This window comes from Chryseobacterium sp. YR221 (genome assembly GCF_900176315.1).
Taxonomy (GTDB): domain Bacteria; phylum Bacteroidota; class Bacteroidia; order Flavobacteriales; family Weeksellaceae; genus Chryseobacterium; species Chryseobacterium rhizosphaerae.
The window spans coordinates 561913-574375 of record NZ_FWXM01000004.1 but is presented as its reverse complement, the minus strand read 5'-3'; the positions used below and the strand labels follow the sequence as shown (position 1 = coordinate 574375).

Sequence of the window (12463 nt, the reverse complement as noted above, 5' to 3'; positions counted from 1 at the left end):
TTTATTTCTAATTGACCAAATGTTTTTTGAAGAAAATTTAAAGTTTATTTTGTAACCTTAACTCCTTCTCTAAACCCTCAATCCATCTACTCCTGCGCTCCCATATTGGGACTGCAAAGATACAAATCTTTTTCACTTTCGCAACTTTTATTTTTAAAAAGTTTTGATCGTGTTTTTTAGAATTATTATCTTTTTGAGTATGTCGTTTCTGCTTAGCTAAAAGCTCTTCTGCGCTTACTGAGTCTCTTTCGTTTTTCAGTGGGGCAAAGGTAAGCCAACTTACCTATACCAAACAAGTTTATTTAACTTTAAATTCATATTATGTTCATATTTTATCCTAACCTACTGGCAGGCAAGGGAGAAAATTTTAAACAAATGTTTGAAGCAACGCATTGGAATGTGGGAGGGAGCTGAGATGAGGAGCAATGAGTGATAAGTGATAAGTGATAAGTGATGGAAGTTATACATATATATAGTAGGATATTTTTTTATAGGATAGAGTATCTCAATTATGTTTGGGCTAAAGCCAAGGGAGAGGCTGTTTTTATTTGAGCGGGCTAAAGCCCACTCCTATTGATTGTATTCTCAATTACAATGGCTTTCTCTTTTGTATTCTTGAAATCCACCCCAATTACTTATTACTCATTACTCATTAACTACTCCTCTCCTAGCCCCGATAGAAACGGATACCCCACAGCATAGGCCGGAACGCGCAAGGATTACAGCCATGGAAAGCCTTGGCGCGAGGAGTATGAGTGGATAGCGGGAAAAAGCTACTGGTGTTAGAGAGTCTGAGTGTTGGTGGGTTCTAGAGTTTGGGAGTTGAGGGGTGAAAAAAAAACATTCCGTGGAAATCTTAGCTGTTAAAGATTCCCACGGAATGAGTATAAATTGAAGTTATATATTTTAATTCAGAACATAGGATGTTCCGTCTCTTCCGTCTTTTAATTCGATGCCTTCAGCCAGTAGTTTGTCTCTGATCTGATCTGAAAGGTCAAAGTTCTTGGATTTTCTTGCCTGATTTCTAAGTTCAATTAAAACTTTCAATGTCTGATCAAGTTTTTCATTGTTATTTTCTTCCACAGCCTGTAATCCCAGTACATCAAAGATAAAGGCATTCAAGGTTGACTTTAAATCTTCAAGGTCTTCTGTAGAGATTGTTTCTTTGGCATCATTTAAAGCAAAGATATATTTTACCGCTTCAAATAAATGAGCAATCAGAATTGGAGAGTTGAAATCATCGGTTAATGCTTCATAACATTTGTTTTTCCATTCTTTAAGACTGAACCCGGATTGCTTATTATCGTCAGGAGTGATTGAGTTTAATACTTTCACAGCCTCCATCAATCTGATAAATCCTTTTTCGCTGGCTATCATCGCATCATTGGAAATATCTAGAACACTTCTATAATGTGCCTGCAGGAAGCAGAAACGAACAATTGAAGGATGGAAAGGCTTCTCAAAGAAGTCGTTATCTCCTGTCACCAACTGCATAGGAAGAATATAGTTCCCTGTAGATTTACTCATACGCTGGGAATTCATTGTCAACATATTGGCATGCATCCAGTAATTTACCGGAGCAGCGTCATTGCAAGCTTTTCCCTGTGCAATTTCACATTCGTGGTGTGGGAATTTCAAATCCATTCCTCCTCCATGAATATCAAAAGTTTCCCCAAGATATTTTGTACTCATCGCTGTACATTCAAGGTGCCATCCCGGGAATCCTTCTCCCCAGGGAGAGTTCCATCTCATAATGTGAGCGGGAGAAGCTTTTTTCCAAAGGGCAAAATCCTGTGGGTTCTTTTTCTCACCTTGTCCGTCAAGATCACGGGTATTGGCAAAGAGCTCTTCTATATTACGTTTTGAAAGCTCACCATAATTCAGTCCTCTTTTATTGTATTCCAATACATCGAAGTATACTGAACCGTTGCTTTCGTAGGCAAAACCTCTTTCAATCAGCTTTTGAGTCAGTTCGATCTGTTCTACAATATGACCTGTGGCTGTAGGTTCAATATTGGGAGGAAGCAAATTAAACATCTGTAAAACTTTATGAAAATCCACTGTATATTTCTGTACGATTTCCATAGGCTCCAGCTTTTCAAGCCTGGTCTGTTTTACAAATCTGTCATTATCTACGTTTCCATCGTCGGTAAGGTGTCCAGCGTCGGTAATGTTTCTTACATATCTCACTTTATACCCTAAATGCATCAGGGTACGGTAGATAAAATCGAAAGAAAGGAAAGTTCTTACATTTCCCAGGTGTACATTACTGTAAACGGTAGGTCCACAGACATACATTCCGATGTTACCTTCTAAAATAGGTTTGAATATTTCTTTTTCTGCTGTAAGCGAGTTATATATTTTTAGTTGCATTTATTTTTTATTAAAAGATTCAATAGTTTAAGATTCAAAAATTAGTTAAAATAATATTCTGTCACAACAAATAATTGTTGTGATATAAATTTTATCTGAAACTTTTTTAAATTTTATCATAATTAAATCGCTTTTAAATGATGCTGCAGATGGTCTACATAATCATTGATAATAAATTCCAAGGTAAAAACCCGAGGTTCCGTTTTGGTGGTATCACAGGTTCTCTGTAGTGCCTCATCAGGAATATTTTCAACAATACGAACTATCTGATAATTCAAAGCCTTCCAAAGGTCGATGACCTCATCAGTAGGAATATTCTGATAGTTCTGGATCTTCACCCATTCATTTTGATCGTATACAATATTCTCGTTCTCCTTATATTGAGTGACTACAAATCTACGGATATTTGTAAAAGCACTATCACAAAGATGGCCTATAATTTCTTTTTTAGACCATTTTTCTGATGTAGCCTTATAGATCCATTCTTCTTCAGAAATTGTCTGAAATCTCTGCAGTTCGGCATCAATAATATTTTTAAGAACCTGATAATTCATTCCTAGTAATCTAGTTTTGCATGGCTTCCTACATAATGTAAGAATTCCTGTCTTGTAATAGGGTTTGTTCTGAAAATACCGCTTAATTCTGCCGTGATGGTAGAGCTTGCCGTATCTTTAATTCCTCGGCAGTTTACACAAAGATGTTTGGCATCAATGATGCAGGCTACATCTTTTGTTCCTAAAGCTTCTTTCAGGGCGTCCACAATCTGCATGGTCAGTCTTTCCTGGACCTGTGGTCTTTTTGCATAATAATCAACAATTCTGTTAATTTTTGAAAGACCGATTACTTCTCCATTTGAGATATAGGCTACGTGTGCTCTTCCAATAATCGGTAAGAAGTGATGTTCACAGAAAGAGTATACGGTAATATCTTTTTCCACCAACATCTGACGGTATTTATATTTATTGGAAAAGGTAGAAATCCCAGGTTTGTTTTCCGGAAGAAGACCTCCGAAAATCTCATTCACATACATTTTGGCAACACGCTTTGGGGAATCTTTTAAAGAGTCGTCTGTCATGTCTAATCCCAGGGTTTCCATAATTTCTCCAAACAGCTCAGTAATTTTTTCTATTTTTTCCTGTGGCGATTTATCAAAAGCATTTTCCCTTATAGGCGTATGTTCTTTTCCTGTGAAAATATCATCGTCGTTATCAGTAAAATCAACCATTTTTATTTAATTTGCAGCAAAAATACGGATAATATTAATTCATCTATTTCAAATTGGACCGAAAAATATTATCTTTTATAACTAGTCTTATTAAAATAACCTATGATTATTGTCGAAGAAGTACAAAATGAAAAACATAAAAAGGAATTTCTAGAATTCCCTGCACAACTTTATCTCCACGACAAACATTATATACGCCCTTTAAATAAACATATCGAAGAAATTTTTGATCCTCAAAAGAGCAAGTTTTTCAAATATGGAACGTGTAAAAGATTTTTATTTAAAAAGAATCATAAAACTGTAGGCAAAGTCGCTGTTTTTATCAACACCTGCTATGAACAAAAGCAACCAACGGGAGGTTTTGGTTTTTTCGACTGTATTCATGATCAGCAAACGGCTAATTTTATTTTTGACCATTGTAAAAATTGGCTTCAGGAAAAAGGAATGGAAGCAATGGATGGCCCTATCAATTTTGGCGAAAGAGATAAATTTTGGGGTCTTTTGATTGAAGGTTTTACGGAGCCTTTGTTTGGAATGAACTATAATCCCCCATATTATAAGGAGCTTTTTGAAAATTATGGTTTTCAGATTTATTTTGAACAATTTTGTTTTACAAGACCCATTTTCGCAGAGGTTTCACGGGTTTTCACTATTGCGTATGAGAGAAACAGGAGAAATCCTGCTATTTCCGCCCAGCCTATGAAAAAGAATAACCTGAAAAAATTTGCCAAAGATTTTACGGAGGTGTACAATAAAGCCTGGGCTTCCCATGGTGAAGGAAAACATATAGAGGAAGCTAAGGTTTTGAAAATGTTTAATACCATGAAACCTATTATCAATGAACATATCTCATGGTTTGTCTATGAAAATGAAAAACCGATTGCCATGTGGATCAATCTTCCGGACCTTAACCAATGGTTTAAATATCTCAATGGAAAATTCGGAGTTTTTGAAAAGCTTAAATTTTTATGGTTAAAGGAATTTAAAAAGAATGAAAAAATGGTTGGTCTTGTTTTCGGCATAGTCCCTGAATGGCAGAAAAAAGGGATTGATGGATATATGATCTGGAAGGGAACACAACATTTGAGAGAGCATACAGATTTTACAACTACTGAACTGCAGTGGATTGGTGATTTTAATCCAAAGATGATCAAAATTGCAGAAGCTCTTGATACAACAGTGACCAGAAAACTGGCAACTTACCGGTATTTATTTGATAGAAATAAAGAATTTGAAAGGCATCCTATCCTTTAAAATGAGGAAGTCTAGGTATGAAAAATGAAAGTTACTGAAGACCAAAGGTTCAGTTTTGCTTCATATTAAAAATAAAAACCCTGCCTTACAGACAGGGTTCCTTTCATTTTGGTACTTTTATTAGAATAGCTCACCTGCTACTTTTTTAATATTATCACTTTTTCCCATTGAGTAAAAGTGTAAAACAGGAACTCCAAAATCCAGCAGTTCTCTGCATTGGGCAATTGCCCATTCTACTCCTATCTGCTTTACAGCTTCATTATTCTTGGCATTTTCCACAGCTGTGATCAGTTCTTCCGGAAGGTCTATTTTAAATACCTGCGGGAGAATTTTCAGATGCTTCTTTGTTGCAATAGGTTTAATTCCCGGAATAATAGGAACGGTAATTCCCATTTCTCTTGCTCTCTGAACGAATTCAATATACTTTTTATTGTCAAAGAACATTTGAGTTACAATATAATCTGCTCCGGCATCTACTTTCTGCTTGAGCCACTTCAGATCATAATTCATGGAAGGTGCCTCCATATGTTTTTCGGGATAACCAGCCACTCCTATGCAGAATTTATTAAGTTCATCACAAATCTGATCTTCATCATGAAGGTACTTCCCTCTTCCCAGGTTATTAATCTGGTTCACGAGATCCATAGCACTGGCATGCCCTCCCTGGGTAGGTTCAAAATACTGATGTCCTTTCATTGCATCTCCCCTCAATGCCATAACATTATCTATTCCAAGGTACATACAGTCTACCAAAAGATATTCTGTTTCTTCTTTTGTAAATCCTCCACACAATAAATGTGGCACGGTATCTACATTATATTTATGCTGAATAGCTGCACAGATTCCCAATGTTCCAGGTCGCATTCTTGTAATACGACGTTCCATCAGGCCATTTCCTTTATCGAGATAGATATATTCCTCTCTTGAAGTGGTAACATCAATGAACGGAGGTTTGAATTCCATCAGCGGATCTATGTTTGTATACAGATCTTCAATACCGATTCCTTTCTGTGGTGGAACAACTTCTAAGGAGAATAAAGTTTTTCCATTTGCGTTTTTAATGTGTTCTGTTATCTTCATGTTATATTTTAGTTGTTGGTTGATAGTTGATAGCTAAGAGTTTTGATTTGTAAACAAACTATCAACTCTCACCCATGAACTATAAACTTTTTTTAATCTGCTAAGTTGGGTGACAACCACTTTCTTGCTTCCTGAATGCTACAACCTCTTCTTGCAGCATAGTCTTTAAGCTGGTCTTCTGTAATTTTTCCTAAACCGAAATATTTTGCATGCGGGCTTCCGAAATAGTATCCGGAGACAGCAGCTGTAGGAAACATGGCTAAACTTTCAGTAAGGTAAACGCCAATATTTTCTTCTACTTTTAAAAGATCCCAGATTGTTTTCTTTTCCAAATGGTCAGGGCAAGCCGGATATCCGGGTGCCGGACGAACTCCTTTGTATTTTTCGGCAATCAGATCTTCATTGCTTAAGCTTTCCTGGTTGGCATAGCCCCAATATTCTGTTCTTACTTTTTTATGTAAAAATTCGGCATAGGCTTCTGCAAAACGGTCAGCCAATGCTTTCACCATGATGGAATTATAATCATCATTGGCTTTTTCATATTCAGCAGACAATTCATCTGTTCCAAAGCCTGTAGTCACACAAAAGGCTCCCACATAGTCTGTCTTTCCCGAACTTTGAGGAGCAATAAAATCACTTAAAGCCAGATATTCTTTTCCTTTTGATCTTTGGGCCTGCTGTCTTAAAGTTAAAAATTTAGCCTGCTCATTATTATTCTCATCAAAGATTAAGATATCGTCGGACTCATTGGAGTTGGCTTTAAAAATTCCAAAGATCGCTTTTGCCGTTAATAGTTTTTCATCTAAAATTCTTTTTAAAATAACCTGAGCATCTTTAAATAATTCTTTAGCCTGAACCCCTACTACCTCATCTTCTAAAATATTCGGATATTTCCCATGTAGGTCCCAGCTTCTGAAAAACGGCGACCAGTCTATAAAAGGAAGAAGCTCATTCAAATCCTGGTTTTCAAAAACTCTTATACCTAAGTTATTCGGTGTGAAAATTTCTTCATTCTCCCAATCAATGGTAAAATGACTTTGTCTTGCTTCTTCAATTGATACATAGTCTTTATCAACCTGTCTGTTCAAAAACTTTTCCCTGAAATCTGAATAATCATTCTTTAAATCTGAAACATATTCTTTATTCCGGTCACCCAACAATGAACTTACTACATTCACAGCTCTTGAGGCATCATTCACGTGAACAACTGCATTTTTATATTTTAAATCGATTTTCACTGCAGTATGTGCTTTTGATGTAGTAGCTCCCCCAATCAATAAAGGAAAATCCAAGTTTTGCCTTTCTAATTCAGAAGCGATATACACCATTTCATCCAAACTTGGGGTGATTAACCCACTTAGTCCGATGACATCTACTTTTTCTGCAATGGCTGTCTGAATAATCTTTTCGGCAGGTACCATCACTCCAAGATCAACGATTTCATAATTGTTACAGCCTAACACCACGCTTACAATATTTTTACCGATATCATGAACGTCTCCTTTTACTGTTGCCATTAGAATCTTTCCATTGGCAGGTCTTGAACCATCTTTTTCGGCTTCAATATAAGGTTGTAAATAAGCAACTGCTTTTTTCATTACCCTTGCTGACTTTACTACTTGCGGAAGGAACATTTTTCCACTTCCAAATAAATCTCCTACCACTCCCATTCCTGTCATCAGATTAATTTCTATGACATGAAGGGGTTTTTCGGCGGCCTGTCTTGCTTCTTCTACATCTTCTTCAATAAAACGGTCAATCCCTTTTACCAATGCATACGTAATTCTTTCCTGCAAAGGATTGTTTCTCCATTCTAAATCTTCTGTTTTTTCTTTTTTTACCGACTTATGTTTTTCGGAATAATCAAGAAGTCTTTCTGTAGCATCTTCTCTCTTATCAAGAATAACATCTTCTACAAGCTCCAGAAGTTCTTTATTGATTTCATCATACACTTCCAGCATTGCAGGGTTTACAATTCCAATGTTCATTCCTGCCTGAATGGCATGATAAAGAAATACTGAATGCATAGCTTCCCTTACGGTATCATTTCCACGGAATGAGAAAGAAACATTACTCACTCCCCCACTTACAGAAGCATAAGGAAGGTTTTGTCTCACCCATCGGGTAGCTTCTATAAAGTCGATGGCATTTTTCCTGTGCTCATCCATTCCTGTAGCCACCGGGAAAATATTCAAGTCGAAAATGATATCTTCGGCAGGAAAACCAATCTGGTTCACCAAAATATCATAAGACCGTTTTGAGATTTCAATTCGTCGTTCAAGATTATCTGCCTGCCCTACCTCATCAAATGCCATTACAATTACTGCAGCACCATATCTTTTGATCGCTTTTGCATGTTTGATAAATTCTTCTTCTCCTTCTTTTAAACTAATGGAGTTTACCACACATTTTCCCTGTGCTACCTGAAGACCGGCTTCTAAGATTTCCCATTTGGAAGAATCAACCATGATGGGGATTCTTGCGATATCCGGTTCGGAGGCAATTAAGTTCAGGAACTTGATCATGGACGCTTTTCCGTCAATCAATCCATCATCAAAATTGACATCGAGAATTTGTGCTCCGCCTTCCACCTGATGACGGGCAATATCTAATGCTTCAGAGAATTTCTCCTCTTTAATTAGTCTTAAAAATTTTTTGGAGCCGGCAACATTTGTTCTTTCACCAACATTGATGAAATTACTTTCCGGTGTTATGATAAGAGGCTCAAGGCCTGATAATCTTAAATACTTCATCTAATTTTATTCTTCTAAAATATAATAGGCATTATTTGCATTCTGCCTTAATAAATCTCTATGCTTAGCTAAAGCAGTGATCAGTGGAAATCTCTTGTATGCTAAACCATGCTCTTTAGCAAATTTTTCTATCTCCTCTGTGATTTCGTTATAATACATATAGCTGTAGCTTGGAAATAAATGATGGGCAACATGGAAATTAAAATTCCCCAACACATTTCTCACCAGCCAATTATTTTCTTTTAAATCATTCGTCACTTCAAACTGGTGACGAAGCCAGCTAAATGGAAGCCCATTGTTCCTGTCCAATCTTGGAAAAGCATTATCAGGCAGCGGATGTAAAGGCAATAAAACAAACAAAGCAAAAATGCTTGCTGAAATCACCTGTAAAAACCATGCTCCCAACGCTAATCCTACTGATACTTTAAAGAACACCACTGGAACTACAATCTGATAAAAAAAGTAGAACAGTTTATATCCTATCATTTTCACTTTCTCTATTACGGGTATTCTTCCCTGGGTTTTTAATATCACTCTTTCCTTATCAAAGAAATCTCTAAAATCTCTTATAAACATCCAGTTGAATAAATACAACGGATATACTAAAAAGAAAAACTTATCCTGGTATTTCTGTACCCCTTTTGCTTTGATCCAGGGAACGATTAGCAGCAAACCACTCTGCTCAATATCCGTATCCCAGCCATCCACATTAGGATAGGCATGATGACTTGCTATATGTCTTTTTTTCCAGATGTAGGAATTAGCTCCCACAAAATCAAAAATGTGTAACACCAGAAAGTTTAGTCTTTTACTTTTATAAATGTTGTTATGAGCTGCTTCATGGATAAGATTTAAATAAATCAAGACCAGAAAAACTCCCATGACAACAAAACTTAGTACATACAACCAGGGGACCTCTGCGTTGAGAACAGCAACAAAGTATAAACTTATATAGATCAACGGCAGAATAACCGCCTTCAACTGGATATAAATATCTCTGTTCCCGGGAATTTCTTCTACCCGTTGGTTCACTTTCTTCCTTAGTTCATTAAACAGTTTCGCATCGTCAGAATCTTTGAAATAACTCGGCTTTTCCATTATATTAAACTTTATGGTTTATTTAAAGTTAATATTTATAATCCAGCCTACATTATTGATTTTAATTAAAAAAATCTATCAAATCATACAAATTCTTTCAATTTTCTTGGCGGATATTTTTCGACAAGATCAGCAATCGCTTTGATATGTTCCGGAGTAGTACCGCAGCACCCTCCGATAATATTGATCAATCCTTTTTCTACATATTCCTTGATTTGTCTGGCCATATCTTCCGGTGTCTCATCATATTTTCCAAAGGCATTCGGTAAACCTGCGTTCGGATAGGCTGAAACATAGAATTCTGAATTATGGGCCAACGTCTCCAGGTAAGGCGTCAGCTGATCTGCTCCTAAAGCACAGTTGAATCCAACACTTAACAGGTTCAAATGAGAAACTGAAATCAGAAAAGCTTCTGCTGTCTGCCCGCTCAATGTTCTTCCTGAAGCATCTGTAATGGTTCCTGAAACCATGATTGGAATTTTAATTCCCCTTTCATCCTGCAGCTCATCGATAGCAAACAAAGCTGCTTTGGCATTCAACGTATCAAAGATGGTTTCTACCAATAGAATATCTGATCCTCCGTCTAATAATGCTTCACACTGCTGTCTGTAAGCTACTCTCAATTCTTCGAAAGTAATTGCTCTGTATCCCGGATCGTTAACATCAGGGCTTAAACTTGCCGTTCTGTTTGTAGGACCTATAGATCCCGCCACAAATCTCGGTTTATCAGGATTTTTTGCTGTGTATTCATCACAGGCTTTTCTGGCAATTCTTGCAGACTCATAGTTCAGCTCATACACCAGTTCTTCCATATGATAATCTGCCATAGCGATAGTAGTTCCTGAAAATGTATTCGTTTCAATAATATCAGCCCCTGCTTCCAGGTATTTTTTGTGAACTTCTTCAATAGCATGGGGCTGAGTCAAAGAAAGCAAATCATTGTTTCCCTTAACCGGATGTTCCCAGTCTTTGAAGCGTTCTCCACGATAATCTTCTTCTTCAAACTTATAACGCTGAAGCATGGTTCCCATAGCTCCGTCAAGGATGAGGATGCGCTTTTGGAGTTGAGAGTTGAGAACTGAGAGTTGAAAGTCTTGTATGCTATTTTTCATTTTCTATTTTTTTGTAATAATTTATAAATCCGCTGATAAGTTTTTTACATAAAAGGATTTTTCTATTTACAATTTCAAAATCATCTTTAGAAATATATACTTGGTCTAAAGCCAGATAAAATTGGGTTTCCAGTTCGTAAAGAGATCCTCTGGCAATATGCAAAAAGTGTAATGTATCTTTAGATATTCTTCTTCCACATCCTTCTGCTATATTTGATCGGACTGAAATAGCGGCTCTTCTTATTTGACTGGTTAAAGCAGATACTTCTTCTTTAGGAAAATTTGTGGTCAAAATATAAGTTAGGTTAACCAATTTTCTTCCTTCAATCCAAACCTCTAATTCTGTATAATCTTTACTCATTTTTTATCTATAAACTGTCAACCCTAAACCCTCAACTAATCTAAAGCTTGTTTTAAATCTGCAATGATATCTTCTACATTTTCCAAGCCTACAGAACAACGTACCAGACCTGCTGTAATTCCTACTTCATTTCTTTCTTCGTCAGACAGTTTGGAATGAGTTGTAGAAGCCGGGTGAGTAACGATCGTTCTTGTATCACCTAAGTTGGCAGAAAGTGAACACATTTGTATCTTGTCTAAGAAATTTCTTCCACCCTCTATTCCTCCTTTTATTTCAAAAGCAACGATATTTCCTCCCAGTTTCATTTGTTTTTTGGCAACTTCATAGCTCAGATGGGATTTCAGGAATGGATATTTAACCAATTCCACATTAGGATGGCTTTCTAAAAACTCGGCTACTTTCAATGCATTTTCACAATGTTTTTCAACACGGATTGCCAATGTCTCCAGACTTTTTGATAATACCCATGCATTAAAAGGAGATAATGCAGGACCTGTATTTCTTGCGAAAAGATAAATTTCTCTGATCAGGTCTTCTTTTCCTACTGCAATTCCTCCTAAGACTCTTCCCTGTCCGTCAATCAATTTCGTGGCTGAATGTACAACAACATCTGCACCATATTTAATTGGCTGCTGAAGATAAGGTGTTGCAAAACAATTATCTACAATAAAAATAAGATTGTGTTTTTTTGCAATTTTTCCAAAAAACTCCAAATCCAAAATTTCAATAGCAGGATTAGTAGGAGTTTCCAGGTATAGAATCTTTGTATTCGGTTGAATATATTTTTCAACATTTTCAGCATCACCGGCCTTGAAATAAGTAGTTTCAATATTCCATTTCGGGAAATACTTGGTGAACAAGGTGTGGGTAGATCCAAAAACCGACTGGCAGCTTACAATATGATCTCCGGCATTCAATAATGCCGCAAATGTGGAATAAATTGCAGCCATTCCTGTAGCAAATGCATATCCTGCTTCTGCACCTTCCATTTTTGCAATTTTATCTGTGAATTCCGTTACATTCGGATTAGAGAAACGGCTGTATAGATTTTTAGGCTTTTCTTCGGCAAAACTCGCCCTCATATCTTCGGCATCCTGAAAAATAAAGCTGGATGTAAGGTATAATGGTGTGGAATGCTCGTCAAACTGAGTTCTTTCAGTTTGGGTTCTTATTGCTGATGTTTCAAAATTCTCCATATAGTTTTAAT

The 12463-nt window shown here is 36.5% G+C and carries 10 protein-coding genes; 1 reads left to right on the top strand and 9 read right to left on the bottom strand.

What is annotated here, in order from left to right; all coding sequences use genetic code 11:
- Positions 1–906: 906 nt before the first annotated feature.
- From cysS to folE, 3 genes are all read right to left on the bottom strand, one after another.
- Complete coding sequence (gene cysS, locus B8967_RS15005; protein WP_047491624.1) at positions 907–2373, bottom strand: cysteine--tRNA ligase; 1467 nt, start codon at positions 2371–2373, stop codon at positions 907–909.
- Positions 2374–2495: 122 nt separating this feature from the next.
- On the bottom strand, positions 2496–2927 hold the full coding sequence (locus tag B8967_RS15000; RefSeq protein ID WP_084086616.1) for a DinB family protein: 432 nt from the start codon (positions 2925–2927) through the stop codon (positions 2496–2498).
- A 2-nt stretch (positions 2928–2929) separates the two neighbouring features.
- Entirely contained in the window at positions 2930–3598 is a 669-nt protein-coding gene (gene folE, locus B8967_RS14995) for a GTP cyclohydrolase I FolE (RefSeq protein WP_047491620.1), read from the bottom strand.
- A gap of 102 nt (positions 3599–3700) precedes the next feature.
- Between folE and B8967_RS14990 the strand changes: the two genes are divergently transcribed.
- Positions 3701–4852: a hypothetical protein gene (locus tag B8967_RS14990; RefSeq protein ID WP_084086615.1), complete on the top strand. Its 1152-nt coding sequence runs from the start codon at positions 3701–3703 to the stop codon at positions 4850–4852.
- Between the two features lie 120 nt (positions 4853–4972).
- Here B8967_RS14990 and metF read toward each other — a convergent pair whose 3' ends face one another.
- The 6 genes from metF to B8967_RS14960 all read right to left on the bottom strand — a co-directional run bounded on the left by metF (position 4973) and on the right by B8967_RS14960 (position 12452).
- The gene (gene metF / locus B8967_RS14985) at positions 4973–5932 is read right to left on the bottom strand and encodes a methylenetetrahydrofolate reductase [NAD(P)H] (RefSeq protein WP_084086614.1); all 960 of its coding nucleotides are present in this window, start codon (positions 5930–5932) and stop codon (positions 4973–4975) included.
- A gap of 92 nt (positions 5933–6024) precedes the next feature.
- Entirely contained in the window at positions 6025–8685 is a 2661-nt protein-coding gene (gene metH, locus B8967_RS14980; protein ID WP_084086613.1) for a methionine synthase, read from the bottom strand.
- Positions 8686–8691: 6 nt separating this feature from the next.
- On the bottom strand, positions 8692–9783 hold the full coding sequence (locus tag B8967_RS14975) for a fatty acid desaturase family protein (protein WP_084086612.1): 1092 nt from the start codon (positions 9781–9783) through the stop codon (positions 8692–8694).
- An 83-nt stretch (positions 9784–9866) separates the two neighbouring features.
- Positions 9867–10895 (bottom strand): homocysteine S-methyltransferase family protein, encoded by a 1029-nt coding sequence (locus B8967_RS14970; protein ID WP_084086611.1) that lies wholly within the window; start codon positions 10893–10895, stop codon positions 9867–9869.
- Entirely contained in the window at positions 10885–11256 is a 372-nt protein-coding gene (locus tag B8967_RS14965; RefSeq protein ID WP_084086610.1) for a four helix bundle protein, read from the bottom strand. Before B8967_RS14965 ends, B8967_RS14970 begins: the two co-directional genes overlap by 11 nt.
- A gap of 35 nt (positions 11257–11291) precedes the next feature.
- Positions 11292–12452: an O-succinylhomoserine sulfhydrylase gene (locus tag B8967_RS14960; protein WP_084086609.1), complete on the bottom strand. Its 1161-nt coding sequence runs from the start codon at positions 12450–12452 to the stop codon at positions 11292–11294.
- Positions 12453–12463: the final 11 nt, after the last annotated feature.